16 protein-coding genes are annotated in these 17,772 nt (G+C 32.9%); 12 read left to right on the top strand and 4 right to left on the bottom strand.

Features of this window, described 5'->3' with window-relative positions; genetic code table 11:
- Positions 1 to 49 precede the first annotated feature (49 nt).
- The 9 genes from D1164_RS04475 (at position 50) to D1164_RS04520 (ending at position 11,927) form a co-directional block, all read left to right on the top strand.
- Positions 50 to 940, top strand: coding sequence for a YifB family Mg chelatase-like AAA ATPase (locus D1164_RS04475; protein WP_119348758.1), 891 nt, complete (start codon positions 50 to 52; stop codon positions 938 to 940).
- A 53-nt stretch (positions 941 to 993) separates the two neighbouring features.
- Positions 994 to 2,862, top strand: coding sequence for a recombinase family protein (locus tag D1164_RS04480; RefSeq protein WP_119348759.1), 1,869 nt, complete (start codon positions 994 to 996; stop codon positions 2,860 to 2,862).
- 575 nt (positions 2,863 to 3,437) lie between these two features.
- Positions 3,438 to 5,891, top strand: a complete 2,454-nt coding sequence (locus D1164_RS04490; protein ID WP_119348761.1) for a hypothetical protein — start codon at positions 3,438 to 3,440, stop codon at positions 5,889 to 5,891.
- A gap of 573 nt (positions 5,892 to 6,464) precedes the next feature.
- Positions 6,465 to 7,097 carry a hypothetical protein gene (locus D1164_RS04495; RefSeq protein WP_119348762.1) on the top strand — a complete coding sequence of 211 codons (633 nt, stop codon included), beginning with the start codon at positions 6,465 to 6,467 and terminating at the stop codon, positions 7,095 to 7,097.
- Positions 7,098 to 7,283: 186 nt separating this feature from the next.
- On the top strand, positions 7,284 to 8,978 hold the full coding sequence (locus tag D1164_RS04500; protein ID WP_119348763.1) for a DNA modification methylase: 1,695 nt from the start codon (positions 7,284 to 7,286) through the stop codon (positions 8,976 to 8,978).
- Between the two features lie 98 nt (positions 8,979 to 9,076).
- Positions 9,077 to 9,469 (top strand): hypothetical protein, encoded by a 393-nt coding sequence (locus D1164_RS04505; protein WP_119348764.1) that lies wholly within the window; start codon positions 9,077 to 9,079, stop codon positions 9,467 to 9,469.
- Between the two features lie 279 nt (positions 9,470 to 9,748).
- On the top strand, positions 9,749 to 10,666 hold the full coding sequence (locus D1164_RS04510; protein ID WP_119348765.1) for a PDDEXK family nuclease: 918 nt from the start codon (positions 9,749 to 9,751) through the stop codon (positions 10,664 to 10,666).
- Positions 10,667 to 10,715: 49 nt separating this feature from the next.
- On the top strand, positions 10,716 to 11,321 hold the full coding sequence (locus tag D1164_RS04515; protein WP_119348766.1) for a hypothetical protein: 606 nt from the start codon (positions 10,716 to 10,718) through the stop codon (positions 11,319 to 11,321).
- Positions 11,322 to 11,324: 3 nt separating this feature from the next.
- Complete coding sequence (locus D1164_RS04520) at positions 11,325 to 11,927, top strand: hypothetical protein (protein ID WP_119348767.1); 603 nt, start codon at positions 11,325 to 11,327, stop codon at positions 11,925 to 11,927.
- A 65-nt stretch (positions 11,928 to 11,992) separates the two neighbouring features.
- Here D1164_RS04520 and D1164_RS04525 read toward each other — a convergent pair whose 3' ends face one another.
- Positions 11,993 to 12,328 carry a hypothetical protein gene (locus D1164_RS04525; protein WP_119348768.1) on the bottom strand — a complete coding sequence of 112 codons (336 nt, stop codon included), beginning with the start codon at positions 12,326 to 12,328 and terminating at the stop codon, positions 11,993 to 11,995.
- Positions 12,329 to 13,158: 830 nt separating this feature from the next.
- On the opposite strand from D1164_RS04525, the gene D1164_RS04530 reads away from it, so the two are divergent.
- Together D1164_RS04530 and D1164_RS04535 are read left to right on the top strand one after the other, a co-directional pair.
- Complete coding sequence (locus tag D1164_RS04530; protein ID WP_119348769.1) at positions 13,159 to 13,749, top strand: tyrosine-type recombinase/integrase; 591 nt, start codon at positions 13,159 to 13,161, stop codon at positions 13,747 to 13,749.
- A gap of 106 nt (positions 13,750 to 13,855) precedes the next feature.
- Positions 13,856 to 14,710: a DNA-methyltransferase gene (locus tag D1164_RS04535; protein ID WP_119348770.1), complete on the top strand. Its 855-nt coding sequence runs from the start codon at positions 13,856 to 13,858 to the stop codon at positions 14,708 to 14,710.
- On the opposite strand, the gene D1164_RS04540 is transcribed toward D1164_RS04535, so the two are convergent.
- Positions 14,707 to 15,471, bottom strand: coding sequence for a restriction endonuclease (locus D1164_RS04540; protein ID WP_119348771.1), 765 nt, complete (start codon positions 15,469 to 15,471; stop codon positions 14,707 to 14,709). The genes D1164_RS04535 and D1164_RS04540 overlap by 4 nt on opposite strands.
- A 162-nt stretch (positions 15,472 to 15,633) precedes the next feature.
- Between D1164_RS04540 and D1164_RS04545 the strand changes: the two genes are divergently transcribed.
- Positions 15,634 to 16,596: a PD-(D/E)XK nuclease family protein gene (locus tag D1164_RS04545; RefSeq protein ID WP_119348772.1), complete on the top strand. Its 963-nt coding sequence runs from the start codon at positions 15,634 to 15,636 to the stop codon at positions 16,594 to 16,596.
- Between the two features lie 22 nt (positions 16,597 to 16,618).
- On the opposite strand, the gene D1164_RS04550 is transcribed toward D1164_RS04545, so the two are convergent.
- Together D1164_RS04550 and D1164_RS04555 are read right to left on the bottom strand one after the other, a co-directional pair.
- Complete coding sequence (locus D1164_RS04550) at positions 16,619 to 17,434, bottom strand: ImmA/IrrE family metallo-endopeptidase (protein ID WP_119348773.1); 816 nt, start codon at positions 17,432 to 17,434, stop codon at positions 16,619 to 16,621.
- The gene (locus tag D1164_RS04555) at positions 17,431 to 17,769 is read right to left on the bottom strand and encodes a hypothetical protein (RefSeq protein ID WP_119348774.1); all 339 of its coding nucleotides are present in this window, start codon (positions 17,767 to 17,769) and stop codon (positions 17,431 to 17,433) included. Before D1164_RS04555 ends, D1164_RS04550 begins: the two co-directional genes overlap by 4 nt.
- Positions 17,770 to 17,772 lie beyond the last annotated feature (3 nt).

Here is a 17,772-nt window from a genome sequence, read left to right on the forward strand (position 1 = left end):
TTTTACATTTACCTGGTAAACAGAAAGAATCAAATTTAAACCCATTCCCATGTTGGTAAAAGCTTACGGAAGTGCAGTTTTCGGAATAAATGCCACTACCATTACCATTGAAGTAGACGTAACACAAGGAATCAAATTTTTACTGGTTGGCCTCCCTGACAACGCTGTAAAGGAAAGTCAGCAACGTATTGAATCGGCCCTCCGGCTGAACGGTTTTAAGTGGCCGCGATACAAAATAATTATTAATATGGCGCCTGCCGATATCCGTAAGGAAGGATCGGCGTATGATTTGCCGCTTGCCACCGCTGTTTTGGCGGCTTCAGCCCAAATTAATGCGGAGAAACTGGAGAAGTATGTGCTGATGGGAGAGCTCTCGCTCGACGGCACGCTGCAACCTGTGAAAGGCGTTTTACCCATTGCCATCAATGCAAGGAAAGAGGGGTTCGAGGGATTCATCCTTCCAAAACAGAATGCCCGTGAAGCGGCGGTGGTAGACAAACTGAAAGTTTTCGGGGCAGAAAACCTGCGGGAAGTAACTGATTTTTTGAACGGCGAAGAGAATCTGGAACAAACTGTTGTGGATACCCGCGCTGAGTTTTACGCGCAAATCAGCAATAATCCATTCGACTTTTCCGATGTGAAAGGGCAGGAAAATGTGAAGCGGGCGCTGGAAATTGCAGCTGCCGGAGGACATAACATTATTCTCATTGGTCCGCCCGGGTCGGGAAAAACAATGCTGGCAAAACGGATTCCTACCATATTGCCGCCCTTTACGTTAAAAGAGGCATTGGAAACCACTAAAATACATTCGGTAGCCGGAAAAATAGGGAAAGATACTTCGCTGATGACCCAGCGACCGTTTCGCAGCCCGCATCATACCATCTCCGATGTTGCCCTTGTGGGAGGCGGGAATTATCCGCAACCGGGCGAAATAACATAAGATAATATTAAGGGTATCTCCATATTTTTTTGTATTTTACACCAAAACTTTACATGGCACAGAGATGCGCAATTTATATCCGAGTTAGTAGTGATATTCAGGATTACGAAAGACAAGTGTCAGATTTAAAGAGTTTTGTGAAAGATAACAATTTCATTTTTGAAGACAAAAATCTTTATGAAGATAAATTAAGTGGATTTAAAGATGAAAGGGAAAGAGAAGGTCTGGCCAAACTTTTAAAAGAGGTAATTGCATCTAATATCAAAATAGTGTTAGTATGGGAGATGTCGCGTCTGGCAAGAAAACCAATAATACTGCTCGAGCTAACTGATTTCTTTCAAAATAATTCAATTAACGTTTATTTTTACATTCAGAGGTTTTGGTTATTGGATGAAACCGGGAAAGTCAGTCCTCAAGCTGGATTATCTATCTCCGTTTTTGGATGGCTAACTGAATATGAGGCTCGGCTAACAAAAGAGAGATTTATATCTGCAAAAACAAATAATGTTAAGCATGGTAAATACAATGGGGGAAAAATTCCATTTGGGTACACCCTAGACAACGAGAATCGTTTCGTTGTAAATGACAAAATTATAGAATCTTTAGATAAGAGTGAAGCCGATATTGTACGAGAAGTGTTTGACCTTTATGAAGACGGTCTAACCTGTTCAAAGATTAGCAGAATATGTCGCTCAAAGAAGTACCCCAAAATCGTTTGCAATACTCATACTTTGGCAAGGGTTCTTCGGAACACTCAATACATAGGGTATAAAATAGTAAAACTTGGAATTAGACCTACACCACCTTTGATATCAAAAGCACAATTCAATCTTGTACAAGAATTGGTTGAATCTAATAAGACAAAAGCGGATAAAGGTAAAAAGCATATCTTCTTACTTCGAGGGAAACTCAAATGTGCTGTTTGCGGTGAGTATTATGTGGGAAAACAAACAGATGATGCCTATATCTGTCCAAAAAATTCAGGTAGTAATAAAACAAATAAGGGAACATCTTGTCGCGGCAGTAATATTTCGATATCAACATTAGATGGTATAACTTGGGAACTGGTAAAAGAAAACTTAATTAATATGCCTGATACAGAAGTTGAAGGTTTCTTTATTTCAAGTACCGATAAGATTGATAATTTGAAGAATCAGATTAACGAATTTCAAGATCTATTAAAAGGAATTGAAAATAGGCGAAAAAGAACCAATATTATTTTTCAGAATGAAGGTTATTCTGTGGAAGAATACACGAATGAGATTGGTAAAATAAACAATGAAAAAAATGAATGCCTAAGAAGCATCGAGTTATATGAACAAGATTTAAGATATAATGAAAGAATTCTTGAAGAATCTAACAATATTTCTAACCGATTACAGGAACTTGATTCAATTTCTGATCGTGTGCAAATTAAAAAGGTTATAAAAACTATTGTTCGTGAAATTACCTTTCATAAGATTGGATTTTTTAAAACCATCGTAATTATTGAATATATTAACAACTACAAGGAAATGATATTGTATAATGCAGTTGCGAAAAAAAATAGCAACAGATTTAAGAAACTAAATTACACGTTCTACTATTTCAATCCTGATGATAACCAGTTTTATGCTTTGGAATCTGAAAATGATATTTATTTCGAAGCAAAAACTGAATACTTGAAGAAGAATAATATTGGACTTAATCTACCGGATAAAATCTCAGCACAAATGTTTCATGGAATATGTAGAACTTCAAACCTGACAGATTATGATCCATATGAGATTAGAATTCCACATCCTCGTTATGACTATAATAAGGTTTATTCTTTTGATGAAATGTTGTTGCATCCTGATGATTCAAAAACCTCAACACACCCTTATAGCAAGATAACCTATTTCAAGGAATTAAAAAGGGAACGTTTCAATCGAAAAAGATAAATCCTTTTTAAGTGCTTTTATTGCCAATTAAAATTGACAAGCCCATCTTTTATGATATGTGTTCCCGGACAGAAGGGTTCTACCCATCCCCTCTTAGAGAGTCCCCCCCGGTAGCTTGAAATAGGTCTTGACTACCTTGAAAATTTTGGTCCATAAAAAACGCTAGAATTCAAATTTTTTTCTGCCAATTTTTTCCCTAAAATCTGACATCCTGTAAAATACAGGAACGACATCTCCTTCATTGCGATTAGCAATACAAATAAAAAAAACATAGCAATTATCCATTGAAATTTGATACAATTTTTGGGAAATTTTTAATATAATTTACTATTCGATGATACTTATATGCATCTGATAATAAATAAAAAGATAAAAACTTTATACAATGTTAAAAACAAGTATTCAAACAGAAAACAAGAATGTAAAAGTCAACCTTTCTTTGCCGGTTGAGTTTTATTTGAAAGTTGAAAGAAAAGCACACAAGGAATATCTGCCGGTTGCCACACTTCTCAAACAGATCCTCATGAAAAATCTTATTTGGGGTGATAATTCAATAGAAAAACATCAACCCTCAAATGGAACACAAAAATGAAATTACTTATCAACTAACAATAAATCCAGCCCCTTTATCATCAAAACCACCAAAAGATGATAAAATAATTGGCAAGATTGTCAACAACCTAAATGTCACCACCGGATTAACAATTAACCACTTCTCCAAAATCGTAAGACAACCTTTCGGTTATACTTGGTCTGGTGGTCTATTCCATGGAAACATCAACAATGAAAATTGGTATCTACAACAAATTTTTGGTCTTGATTTCGATAAAGGGGAAATAACTATTGAGGAAGTTTTTCAACGACTAAACGAATTCGGGATAACACCACAGGTTTGGTACACTTCCTTTTCGGACTCTCCTTCATTACGAAAATTTAGGGTGGTATTATTTACTGATATGCCAGCGAATAATCAATTACAACATTCTTATATCGCCAAAGGTCTTTTGACATTATTCCCTGAAGCAGACCAAAAATGTAAAAATCGTGGTAGGTGGTACTTTGGTGGTAAAGAATCTTTTATTATTCATACTGATCCAATCCCTTTACAAAAACTAGTTGATGCACTTGGAATCACAATGACTTCTGAAGATGGTGGAAGAACCAGAAAAATTACACCGGAATTATTTAAAAATTCCAGCAACCATAAAAATGGTAAAAACTGGTCATTTCTATATGATTATAATACAAATACCCAGATTTCACCAAAAAATAAAAAATACAAATATGAAGGGGGTCAATTAGAAAAGATTGATTGGTGTGTAGCTAGGAAAAAGGTTAAAATACTTGATGACTTCCTTAAAGGTAAATGGTTGAATCATGATTTACTTTGGGGACTAGCAACAAACTTGATTTATATAAATGGTGGTAGGAAACTATTCAAAGAAACAATGCAGAAATACAATGAATTGGGACTAACACAATACACTCAGAACAATTTCAATATTCATAGCTATTTAAATGTCCCCAAATATCCACCACTCCCGCTTTATGAGTTTTCTCCTTATAAAGAAGACCATGAACACTATGATATAATCTCAGCTACCAAAGATATTAGGGGTGAAGTTATAATTACACAACCCATTAATATGATAAAACTATCTGATGCAGAAGCTCTACTAAAAGAAAAATTTGAGTTTTTAATGAAACATGCTGAAAAGGGTAAGATTTACATTTTTATACTACCAACGGCAATTGGAAAAACTCGATCATTATTATTCTTAGAAGGAGTAATCATAAGTGTACCTACAAATGATTTAAAAAATGAGATAAGTGATACGATGAAAGTAAAACATATAACTTCCCCAGATCCGGTAGAGTTTGAAGATGAATCATTAAATCGTACTCTAAGACACTATTATTCAATCGGTCTGCCGAAAAAAGCTACAGCAATACTATATAAGGTGATTGAGCAGGGTATTGGAAGATATTCTCAGAAGGACATAGATTCAGCACAAAATTATATTGACCAACTTAGTGCATGTAAATATTCCACAGAAACGATACTTACAACACATTCAAGAGCATTACATACAGAATATTCCCATGACACAATTGTTTATGATGAAGATCCCTTGAATCAAATTCTCGATATTAAACAGATTCAGATTTCCGATTTGCATAAATTAAAGATACAATCAGGAGAAATATTTAAAAGTGATTTAGACCCAGTTATCGAGAAACTCGAAAAATCTATTCCTACCGAGATTAATAACACACCAACATTGATTGATATCGAAATAGATGAACTAGTGAAGCAAGTTTCAACATTTCAATTTGAAAGTAATATTTTCGAATTCTTTCATAGCTCCTTTTTCGTGAAAGATAAACTTGACCATAACATTATTCATTATGTGGTGAAGAAAGAATTACCAAAGGACAAAAAGGTTATAGTAATGTCGGCGACAGCACCCTCATTTATATATAAAAAGTTGTATGGGGACAAGGTTGAAATTATTGACCTAACCGATGTCGAGCAACAAGGAAAAATAATCCAATACACAAATAAATCCTGTTCCAGAAATGGATTGAATAGATATGTTGATTCAATCAGTAAGCAGGTTGGAGACAAACCTGTAATAACGTTTATGTCATATGGTCATCATTTTAAGAATCCTGTAAAAGAAATGTATTTTGGGAATTGCTCAGGATATAATGGAATGAGTGGTAAAGATCTGGCTGTTGTTGGCACGCCTCACAGGAACAATGTAGAATATCTGTTAACAGCGAAGGTTCTTGGTGTTGATTATAAAACAACTGATACTACAATGAGTTATCAAAACATTGAGTACAACGGCTTTAAATTCAAGTTTAATTGTTTCGACCATGAAGAATTACGCAATATTCAGTTGGCACTAATACAAAGTGATTTAATTCAAGCCGTTGGTCGTGCGAGAACTTTACGAACAGATGCACAGGTCGATTTGTATTCAAATTTTCCTTTACGGATTTCCGATGAATTTCGGTACTAGGTATTTTTGATATCAAATGAAAAACAGGTGGTGTCTTTTATAAAGTTAATTGAATTATATAGTTGGGATATTTGGGAGACAATACCAACTGATGAATTTGCTGCAATCCATTTTAACAAAGTTTTCTGATTGGGTAGTGAGAAATCCCTTCAGATTGGCAACCTTTAAAATTACACTACCGGATTTGCTCTGGTAAGGTATTTTCATGTACGTTTAAGAATATAATTTATCGTATTTTGTATCTATTGGCTTTCTTTAAATTTCATCACTTTTTTTTGGGTTCCCGTGTACAGGAACGAGAATATGAGATAAAATTTACTTTCCAAAATTTACCCCAAGAAACTATCCCATTCGATAATTTCTAGCAATTTTTTACATTTTATCAATTTATGCTATAATTAGGACTTATTAGAAGTTCCTGTAATACCAATGAAATGGGGAATTTTAAAGAATATTCTACATCCTGTAATTTACATGAAGCAGAAAAAAATCAATAAATTTTAAAAATGTAATTCACTTGTTTTGAATTACAGAATATTTTTCTTTACTTTGTTCTGTAAAAATAATGATTTCATGGAATTTATTGAATTTATATTAGCCAGTCTAACTAGTGCAGGGGTAGTTAAATCATTAATGCTACTACTATTAGAAGCTGAAGATTTAATGACAAATGAATATGTAAAAGAACAGATGGAACATTATATGAAATATCAAAAAGATGTAAGAGATAAAGACAAGGCACGCGAATTTGTGTCATGGGCTTTTAACGACAACTTTAGTGCGCAGACATTGAATCGAAATATATCCTTATACCAATTTCAACTTGAGGTAGTAAGGAATAATATTTTAGATTTCTATTTTAAAACAATTGATAAGCTTTCAGAGGAAAAGAATGATATCAATATGGCTTGTGATGTGGATAGTACCCTTAGTGATTTTGTCATTCAACTGATGCGGATAAGAATGGTCGTGCAGCCAGAAATTCGAATCTCAAATGGTGTACATCCTGTCAGCAAGATAAAATATCTATATGTGAAGTCATACTGGTTAAGTGATAATGGTAAGAAGGTACGAAAGTTTACTAAGCTAATTGGTAAGACAGAAGATTATAAGCTTGGGATTAAAGATCCTCAAGCGTTGGAAGATGGTTTGAATCTTATTCAACCGGTGATGTATGAACATTATAAGGAATTGTACATAGATTAAATTTTTTTGCAAAACATGTAAGTCATTTAATGTGATTTACATTTCATATAAACAACTAAAACATAAAAATTAGTGAACAGCGAGGGTGAGAAATCATCTTCGCTAGAGAGCTGCGTTCTCTTTTTTTGAAAAATATGTAAGTCATTAAAATAGAATTACAATTAATTAATTTTAAAATTTTACACAATGGAAAGTAAAAAAACAAACAAAAAAGAAACTTCAAATGAAGTAGTTAATGAATCAGTAAATGGTTCAAGTGTTGAACTATACAATGGGTTGGACAAATCCAATCCAATGGCGAATGTTGAAGATATGAAACCCTTTCAATCTATCTTCAAAGTTTATGAGACTAAGGATCTTTCCATTCTCAAGTTGACAATTAAGTTAAAGGGATTACTGGAACCCATTGATGTTGTAATGCGTGGGGGAGAACCTAAAATTATCAATGGCATTAGTAGATACTTCGCTTGCAGGGAACTAGGGTGGAAAAAATTGCCGGTTAAGATTCACGAATTATCTGATGATGAAATAAACGAGCAGTTCGTATTTAAAAATTACAAGACGAGGCGGTCAATAATGGAACTCTTGAAACAAGCTCTTGTCATCCTTGGTGTACTCGGATTGAGTCAAGGTAAGGTACGTGAAAGAATTGGTGATATAGAGATGGGTGATGACGAATTTTCACTTGTAGGTAAAGATAGGTTTCAAATTGCTTGTGATATTATTGGTGCTGACATTAAAGCTTCTTCATTGAGAAGGTTGATTGCGGTTAAACAATTTGTGGATAATGGTGATGACGAAATTAAAGGTCTGCAATTGCTAGAGAAATTGGATTCTGGCGAAATGAAAATTCATAATGCTTGGAATACAATGAATAATTATATCTTATTCAAGAAGCAAGAAGGTTCAAATGAATTGACAGAATCATTGGATTATGTACGTGGAAAAAACTTTGAACTACACAATAAATCCTGTGAAAACCTTGCAGCTGTTCCCGATAATAGTGTGCCATTGGCAATCCATTCAGGACCATATTTCCAACAACGTAATTATTTGAAAAAGGGGAATGATGAACCACCGGAGCATGGATTGGAAAGAACCCCTGAAGAATTTATCGAAAAAGAGGTTGAGATATATGATCAGGTTTATAAAAAGTTAACCGATTCAGGAAGTTTGTTTGTCAACATTTCAGATAGCTATGATAAAGGTGTTGACTGTCTGATACCGGAACGGTTAATTCTTAAAATGGTAGAACATGGGTGGTATGTCAATCAGAAATGGTATTGGGTTAAGGAAAATCCAAAACCGCAACACAATATCAAAAGATTAATGCCGAATGTCGAGGTGCTGATACATTTTGTAAAAGATCCTAAAAAATTCTATTTCAGAGATTTTATTAATTGGAAAGAAGGTAATTATGAAACAAAACGAACTTCAAAAGATTCGGGAATAGGTAAAGAAAGGAAAGACCATGGTTGGACTTTGGTCAAACCCATTGAAAGGTTTCGTAGTTTCTTAGACGAGCAACACGTTAAAAATGTAATTGAAGCCAATGGTTTCCGTTGGGATGAACTCAAGGAAATAGATCCCAATTTTCGTCATCTTGCTCCTTTCCCTTATTACATCACACTCCTTCCAATATTAATGTGTAGTAAAATCGGTGATACTGTCCTTGATATTTTTTCAGGAACGGGGACAACTGCCGCTGTTGCTTTACAATTGGGACGTAAAGCAATCGGATTTGATATCGACAAAGTCAGTCATGAATTTGCAGTCAAACGACTTAATATGGTGGAACAGAACCTACCTGAATTGAATGAGATTCAAAAACTTGAAAAAGAATTTCTCGAAGAATCGAACGGTGATGTTCAGGCTGCATAATAGAATAGGTCGAGGTAGATCTTAATTGACAAAGGGAAGTGGTTACAACCACTCTCCCTTTACACTAAAAACCAATGATTATTTAAAAACAAAAGATTATGAAAACTATAAAATTCACAAACAAAAATTTGGAAAGTATATTATCAGAAAATTGTATTTTCCGGACGACAGATGGTAGAAATCATGCCGTATTCCATGCTGAAAGTGGTTCAGCTACTGAAAACATTATAACAGCGTTAAATAAAAACGGCATTACCTTTTATTTTGAAAACTATTTGGACGAATATGAGGAAATTGATGAAGACAATGGAGAAACAAAAACAGTTGAAGGAGAACAGGTTAAGTTCTCGAAGTTTGTTATAAGAATAGACGACTTGAAGGATGTATGCATAGACCTGTTTATCGAATTAAAATTAAAGGAGAAGATAAGTAAAAAGGTTTGGCAGGGTCTTGTTGAAAACAACAAAATTAATGACGTGTTCTTTAGTTGAATCCCATTTGTAATAGTCTTAAATTAATTCTGAAAGAGATCCTGATATAAATAGTTATCGGGATTTTCTTTTTATAAAAACAGACAGACATGAAGATTGAACAAAAATCTCATGTCATTTATATTTAAAAAGAAGGTGATCCAATATAAAGACACCTTCTTTCAAATGAAAATAATAATTACCGGACATCACCGAGTATATCAATAAATATCAACCATTTTAATAATGCTCCGACATAATTTAATTAAATTTATTGCAGCTAACTGATAAACTCAAACGATGTATAAAGTAAACATTACTGACAAGTCGCTAACCAAACTGACCCCTACTAATTTTTCGGTACACAACCTTTTAGAAAGGTATGATATTCAAGAATGGATTGAGAAGACACCTGAAATATTAGGGGAAGAACTTTTAATAATTGCAAAAGAATTACCAACGCCGTCCGGCAGCCGGTTGGATCTTCTTGCAATTGATAAACATGCACGACTTGTTGTCATCGAGTTAAAGCGTGATGATTCAGGGAGAGATGTCGATTGGCAAGCAATCAAATACACTTCATACTGTTCAAATTATCTAGTGGATGAAATTATAAATCATTTTGCGGTTTATTTGAAATCAGATGAAGATGATGCTCGTGATAGAATAGACGATTTTATTGATGAAGAACTAGATATACTAAATCATTCCCAACGAATAATTTTAGTTTCCAAAGAATTTCATTCTGACGTGATATCATCTGTTTTATGGCTTAGGGATTATGGAATTGATATCGAATGTCTTCGTCTTGTTCCTTTTGTCGATGAAAATAATGATCTATTTGTACATCCTGACAAAATTATTCCGTTACCTGAAGCTAAGGATTATATCGTTAAAAAAGAGAGAAAACAGAAGGAAATAAAGAAAGCACAGGGTTCATTTGACCGAGGTACAGTTATTGAAAATGTAACGATTTCTCTTAAACGTGGATTATTCCGCCTTGACAGATATGACACCACCACAATAATCGTGTTTAATCTTGATGAAGAAAGAGAAGAAACAGCAAAACCAATACTTCGTGAAATCAACAATGAATTAGATCTTGGCGTGCCCCTATTAAATTCAATGGGGAATAATAAAAATACGAGAACACTTGGGAAAGATATTATTGCGGAAATAAAAGCTCAGCAAAAAGAATATAAGTCAGATTCACAGTAAGATTAAGTGGTTAATACACTTCCTGTAAATTAAACGAAGTCATAATTCAATGGATAAGTACAGATTAAAAGAAGTTTTAAATAGTAGTTTTCTTAGTTCCCTGAATATTACTGCCAATGATAATTTCCACTTGAATGCCTTAAAGTCAGCCAAATTTGTCTCAACGGTAGGTCATTCCTTATTTAATGAATTCTATAAAAATACTGATTACACTCTGAATGTGATACCCGTAGATGATCAAGGAAATAAGTTACCCGGTGAATGGTTATTAGACGTAGCAATAACACAAAACGTACATGGATTTAGAAAGAAAATTATTCTTGCTGTTGAATCAGAGAGTAGCACTTCCATTAAAGCATTCAATGATGATTTTGCCAAACTTGTTCATATTCGTGCAGATAATTACATTTATTTAAATGGACTTGATCAGAAAACAGAAAAAGGAAAACAAGATTATACAGATCGTAGATTATTGTATGCAAAAAATCTTCTATCAACAGGGAGTTACCCCTCTTTTTATTTGGGATTTTGGGCATCACCTAAAAAAATTAAGGGATATAAATCTATTTGGGCTGCTATTCTCGATGGTGAATTTTCGCATTTGAAAAAAGTTGAACTGTACAAATATCAAAATGGTGATTTCATAAAAGTGTAAATAATGAATAAAATAGATAGAATAATGGCATTGGGGAATTTGCTTCAATATTATTATACAGATTTGATATACATAAATAATTTCCAAAAATACAAAGCTGGCCAATTGAAGACAGAAGATTACTTGCAGAAATCAGATGGTTCTTTTAAATCTTTTATAAATGAATTTCGTGTTGCAAGGAATATTGAAAAAGGTAAAACGGATGAATTACTTAAAATGGCTATGATATATACCAGCGAAGGAGAAGGAATATACGTTGATGATTTTGCAGAATTCTTAAATGAGATTGGTATTACCCATGGAAAAACAATGACTTCTCTGGCTTCAAAAGTTTTGTTCTTAAATAACCCATGGAATATATTGCCAATTGACAACTTAGTAAAAAGAGCTGTAAATCTAAGAGAAAACAAGTATGAGTCTTATAAAGTAAAGTTTAATGAGTATAAGAGAAATCATATGTTGGAAATTAACGAAAGCTTGGCTTCCGTTGAAAAACATCTAAATATTATTGAAGCACCATTCATGGGAAAACTACCAGATATTCAAACAATCCGATTTAATCGTTTTCTCGATAAAATACTTTGGACAATTGGTAAAAAGAAGTAAAAATCTTCATGTAGTATTACAGGAAAATAGCTTTTGCTCGCAGTTTAGTAAGAAGTTGCAGCAGCTTATATCTCATTCTTTCGGATTAGTACGATAATTACTAAAACCAACAAGAATAATGTCAATATATAATTTGCGACTATTAGAGGTTGTGTATTATTTACTTGTCCTAAAATGTATGTTTTATTGTGATGATAATATTGTAGCCCAAAACCGATAAACACTAATGCCATTCCCAAAGAAGAAAGAATTTTTGTGATTTTTTCGACTAACTTTTCATTCGATGTAGGTGATTTGTAAATAATACCGTATTCTTTTGTGAATTTAAAAGGAGATCCAAAGACGAACAACATAAAAGAACCTATAATATTTGATATTAAACCAAGTTCATTGTAATCCATAACGTTATAAATTTTTAATTTCTTTTAGAAATCTTAGAAATCTTTTTGATGTCAACAAGAAGAAAATCAAAAGTATTAATAATCCTTGTGCAATAACCCGGATTATAAAACTTGAATCATTTTCAATCCAAAAAAGTGATCCTGAAAAAACTATATATAATATAGTTGATATAATTTGTAGAGAATATTTTTTCATGACATTAATTTTAATGCCACTTTCCTAAACAGAAAATGGGCGTATTCTTTAACTTCATACTCCCATATTTTTAAAGGTAGCAATTTTGCAAATATTAGTTGCAATTATTTATCTATTTTGCTGAAGCAATTCTCCTTGAATTTTTATAAAACACTTCAGAATTCTAAAATAACATCATTACTAATATTCGTAATAGCCTAGTTATTTGATATTTATCACATGTTGTCTTAAGGCGAAAAATAATGAGAGTAATTATATAGTTAAATATTGTTGATATATCCTATTTCAACAACTTTAGCAACCCATATAAAGTTAGGCATTGTGAGTTTAATCAGTATCAGTCTGGTTCACAGGGACTTTGCAATATTTAAGCCATCCTATGATTAAATTGAGTAATACCCCACATAGTGATATGCGCACATGCAGTTATTACCTTATCTTGATCTCTATACGCGAAAGTGCTTTTATTTTATTCAAGAAGTATAAGCAACAATTTTTTCGATTTTATTGGTCCACAATCACTTACGAAATTTCGTTAGTTAGTTCTGAAATTTAGCTTATACTTAACCTTGGAAATGCTGCGAAGTATAAGGTTTTGCGGTAGTTTTAAGTATAAATCTATAAACTTTATACTATGTCATTACCGGGTCAAAAAACAACAACTTCAAGCATCGACTGGGACGATTTTAAGTCCTTAATTTTTAAACTTGAGAGAGATAAAAATTACAAATACTGTTTGCTTATCGCAACTGGAGTATTTACAGGTCTTCGCATATCGGATCTTCTCCAATTAAGGTGGTGTCAATTTGATGATACTAATTATTTAAATGTTGTCGAGAAGAAAACGAAAAAACCGAGGAAGATTAAAATTAATCCTGACCTATTGGATTTAATTGAACGGATTCAAGTTAAAATGGAAATTACAGACACCAGTCAGTATATCTTTCTTAATAGATATGGGACTAAACCAATTGATAGAAGCTGGGTTAATGTCAACTTGAAGAAAATCTTCAAAAAATACAAAATTGAAGTTGAAGGTAATGTTTCAACTCACATGTTTAGAAAAACTCTTGGTAACCGGATTCTGAAGCTCAATAATTATAGTAACGAAAGTATTGTCCTACTTAATAGTATATTTCAACATTCTTCGATCCAACTTACTAAGGTCTATCTCGGCATTAAAGAACGTGAAATTATGGGAGTTTATGATAGCTTACATCTATAAGAATATAAATTTGGATTTTGATATGTCTTTCGATCAATTAATATTTAATTGGTATTTTTGAACCGTAGCATGAACAAGAGAGGTAATATCCTTTTTAGAATAGCAAATGACAGAATTTAAGAAAATTGACGGAGAGGAATTAACTTCAGCAACAAAACTCATCCTTGGGGATTCAAGGAAAGTACTTGCTTCAATTCCTGAAAATACTTTTCAATGTTGTATTACCAGTCCACCATATTGGGGTTTGCGAGATTATGGAATTGAAGGACAGATTGGTGCTGAATTTATTATTGATGATTACATAAAAGATTTGGTTGACATTTTCCGTGAAGTCAGAAGAACCTTAAAAGAAGATGGAACCCTATGGTTGAATATTGGCGATTCCTTTACTAGTGGGAATAGAAAATGGAGAGATTCTGACAAAAAAAATCCAGCAAGAGGTATGTCATATAGACCACCTACTCCAGAAGGACTAAAACCAAAAGATTTGATTGGTGTTCCATGGAGATTAGCTTTTGCACTTCAAAATGATGGTTGGTATCTTAGGTCTGATATCATATGGAATAAACCAAATTGTCAACCGGAATCAGTTAAGGATAGACCAACACGTTCTCATGAATTTGTATTTCTTTTGAGTAAATCAAAAAAATACTTTTATGATCCTGAAGCCATTAAAGAACCTGCAAGTGATGGAAAGTTGAAAAATAGAAGGAGCGTTTGGAATATTAACACAAATGGATTTAAGGGAGCACATTTTGCGGTTTTCCCCCCAGAACTTGTAAAAGTTTGTATGTTGGCCGGGTCTGAAATGAATTCAATTGTTTTGGATCCATTTTTTGGTTCAGGAACCGTAGGTATTGTCGCAGAGCAGTTGCAAAGAAAGTGTGTTGGTATAGAATTAAATCCTGAATATGTTGATATTACTAAGAACCGGATAAACGAACTTGTACTAAAATTTTAAATATCTATACTTTCAAAACTCCAAGATGCGTGTACGATGCAATATTTCTTTAGCAGATTTTTGATTTGAAGCTTCCTCTCTGAACCACCATCAAAATACAGTTGAAATTTTAAATTTTCTAGATCGTCAAAAACATCACAATATCCCGGTTTAGGAGTTTGCTTACTACCCAACATCATTCGGAGTTGACCATTTTCAGCTTCTTGAAGTAAAGATTTTGGAATCTCAACTAGTTCATATTTCCAACCCTTTGATTTTTTTGATAGACATCTTAAGGTAAAAATTCTTTGATATCCCTTCATGTGATTAAAGAATAAATCCATAAGATTATTTAAGTCATCAGGATTATCACCCCATGAACCTTTACCCAATTCCATGAATTTCGATATATGAACTTTATTCAATTTAATATCTCTATCAGCTTGGGTTTTGAGTGAAACTTTTACATTATTAATTTCAATATCATGGCCGGGATTTCCTATTCGAGGCATTATTATATTGTACCCGTTGAGTTTTAGTATTCTTTCAAGTGCATATTCAAATTTATCTTTCCTAAAAGGTTCATGAGAAAAGCAATGATGGATTCTTAATGTATCACCAAAATCTTTTAAAACAGAATCATTTATTAAATCAGAATCACTATTTCTATGAATTAATAAATATGGTTTCGAAAATTGTTCGATTATTTGTTCAATAACTTCAATTTGGGTTGAAGAAAGTGCTGCAATCTCTTTGCAAATTTTCTCGATTCTGGGATTCATATCTTTGGATTAGTTAAAGAGTGTCCAATGATACAATGATTTTACATAAAATCCCAGCGTAGATGCAAAAAATATTCGATTAAAAGAAAAACTAAAAAATGATAACTTTATAAACTTATATTAAATACTAAGTTGATTATCTTTAAATGTAATTATACCTGAATGCAAAATCTCAAATTAGGATATAACAGTATAACATCTGTTTACGAGTTGCTTGGTGATAAGGAAGATGACATGACCTATGGACTTGGTTATGTCCTTTCAAAAAGTCCTGCTTTTCTTTCATTGGCACTTTTGCAATATGGCCACCAGTACATAGACCCTGAACTTTGTAAAATTCAACTTCAAAGACATGAAATCAAAGACAGAGGTTACTCTGATATCGAAATTTGGTATCGAGAAAAGCGATTGTTAATAATCGAAGCAAAAAAGGGATGGGTTTTACCTAATATCAATCAATTGGAAAAATATAAAGGACGTTTTACTAAAAATGATTTCCCATCTAGTATCGGAGTTCTAAGCGAGTGCTCAAATGAGTATGCCAAAAGAAATCTTAACAAGCATTATAAGTTTGTATCATGGAAAACAATATATAAACTACTAAATAAGGCATACAACGAAACGACCTCAATAATTGAAAAAAATCATTTAAACGAATATTCTACATATTTATCAAAACTTATTACAATGGACAGAGAACAATCAAATTGGGTCTATTGCGTATCACTAAGTAGAACTAAAGTTAAAGGTTCGGACGCTACATTTATTGACATTGTCAACAAGTATAGTCGTTACTTTTTCCCTTATAATCAGGGAAATGGCTGGCCAACTGAAGCTCCAAATTATCTGGCTTTCCGTTATGATGGAAAATTACAATCAATTCATAAGGTCGAGAAATTTGAGGTCAACGACAACTTAAATCAAAGTATGCCGACAGTTATTAGTGATAACACTCCTGACTTACATTTTTATTTGCATTTAGGTCCAGCAATAAAACCCCCGAAAGTCGTTAAGAATGGTAAAATTTGGCCTAATGGAAGATTGTGGTGTATGATTGACACTTTACTCACTTGCGACACGATTGAAGAAGCAAGAAACATTAGCCAAGAAAGAATGAAAAGATAAAATACTTTCATTACAAAGAAGTTTAATCTAGCCTAAGAAGTGTTAGTCCCCCGTAATCCCCCAGCCTGTATGTTTGTTCAATGCAGCTGACATCTCTCTTAGTTTTGGGAATGATAGTAGGAACCCATTTTGATAAGGAAACTTTGTCTTCAATGTAATCGGTATTAATATCAATGGAGTCTAACAGTCCAAATTGACTTTTTACTCCGTCAACGTTCACTTTTAATGCTGGTCGTCCTTTTACTCCGGTTGCACTTGCAAAGGATTTTGAATAACTGATAAATTTTGGAGTAATATCAGCATTCCATTTAATAATCATACACTTTGAAATATCAAGCTGTGCATAACGTATTACAGTACTTTCGATTGAAGTATTAAATTGGGTTCTTAAGTTTAATATTGTTTCTAAACCCGGTTCAAATTGGTTAGAAAGATTAACAAAGTGTTTTTCTGGCATTAAAAGATTGGATGCAAAAAAATTTGCTTCCTTCTCTATTTCATAATTAATTCCACCTTCAGAATCCGATTTATGTAATGAAATGCCTTCTTTCAGAAGATTCCGATGTTCGTCAATAAAATAGTGTCCTAATTCGTGTCCTAATGTAAATCTCGCTCTAGGGGAGTTTTCATCTATCAATTGATCATAGTTTAGATGAATAAAAAATTCCTCTGTATCAAAGACCAATTCCCCTATGAAGTAATCTTGATAATTTCCAGATATAACAGATATTGATTGATTTTCTGCAATCTTAAAGGGATCAACTTTATTTTCAAAAATAAATTCCTCTGCAATAGATTCTGCTAGATAACCTATTTCCAATAGTTTTTCATCAATCATTTTTTGTTTTTCTTACTTCGAGCGATATCTCGTTCCTGTTTCATTTTTTCTTTGATATGTTCAGGAATAAAATTCTTCCCATCTCTGGCAGCCATTGTAACTCTGACTGTATTAGTTGTATCGGGAAAGATAATATCCTCACTCTTTTTTGTATCTAAAAATACAGGTTCTTGAAGTTCTTCAGGTAAAATAAAATCAGTATTACCATACAAAAGTTCATATTCCTCTACTTCATCGACATTTTCAGGGAATAAAAATCCACCTGTTCTTAAAGCACGTTGAATGTTCATTTCTTTTTGGGAATCTTGATACTTTGAATTTGATTGCTTTTTCATTTT

Source organism: Mariniphaga sediminis (genome assembly GCF_003573545.1).
GTDB classification, from domain to species: domain Bacteria; phylum Bacteroidota; class Bacteroidia; order Bacteroidales; family Prolixibacteraceae; genus Mariniphaga; species Mariniphaga sediminis.

Bases quoted from the DNA above. Each gene is read 5' to 3' on its own strand.
- D1164_RS04475 (WP_119348758.1), top strand. From the start codon at position 50: ATGTTGGTAAAAGCTTACGGAAGTGCAGTTTTCGGAATAAATGCCACT.
- D1164_RS04480 (WP_119348759.1), top strand. From the start codon at position 994: ATGGCACAGAGATGCGCAATTTATATCCGAGTTAGTAGTGATATTCAG.
- D1164_RS04490 (WP_119348761.1), top strand. From the start codon at position 3,438: ATGGAACACAAAAATGAAATTACTTATCAACTAACAATAAATCCAGCC.
- D1164_RS04495 (WP_119348762.1), top strand. From the start codon at position 6,465: ATGGAATTTATTGAATTTATATTAGCCAGTCTAACTAGTGCAGGGGTA.
- D1164_RS04500 (WP_119348763.1), top strand. From the start codon at position 7,284: ATGGAAAGTAAAAAAACAAACAAAAAAGAAACTTCAAATGAAGTAGTT.
- D1164_RS04505 (WP_119348764.1), top strand. From the start codon at position 9,077: ATGAAAACTATAAAATTCACAAACAAAAATTTGGAAAGTATATTATCA.
- D1164_RS04510 (WP_119348765.1), top strand. From the start codon at position 9,749: ATGTATAAAGTAAACATTACTGACAAGTCGCTAACCAAACTGACCCCT.
- D1164_RS04515 (WP_119348766.1), top strand. From the start codon at position 10,716: ATGGATAAGTACAGATTAAAAGAAGTTTTAAATAGTAGTTTTCTTAGT.
- D1164_RS04520 (WP_119348767.1), top strand. From the start codon at position 11,325: ATGAATAAAATAGATAGAATAATGGCATTGGGGAATTTGCTTCAATAT.
- D1164_RS04525 (WP_119348768.1), bottom strand. From the start codon at position 12,328: ATGGATTACAATGAACTTGGTTTAATATCAAATATTATAGGTTCTTTT.
- D1164_RS04530 (WP_119348769.1), top strand. From the start codon at position 13,159: ATGTCATTACCGGGTCAAAAAACAACAACTTCAAGCATCGACTGGGAC.
- D1164_RS04535 (WP_119348770.1), top strand. From the start codon at position 13,856: ATGACAGAATTTAAGAAAATTGACGGAGAGGAATTAACTTCAGCAACA.
- D1164_RS04540 (WP_119348771.1), bottom strand. From the start codon at position 15,471: ATGAATCCCAGAATCGAGAAAATTTGCAAAGAGATTGCAGCACTTTCT.
- D1164_RS04545 (WP_119348772.1), top strand. From the start codon at position 15,634: ATGCAAAATCTCAAATTAGGATATAACAGTATAACATCTGTTTACGAG.
- D1164_RS04550 (WP_119348773.1), bottom strand. From the start codon at position 17,434: ATGATTGATGAAAAACTATTGGAAATAGGTTATCTAGCAGAATCTATT.
- D1164_RS04555 (WP_119348774.1), bottom strand. From the start codon at position 17,769: ATGAAAAAGCAATCAAATTCAAAGTATCAAGATTCCCAAAAAGAAATG.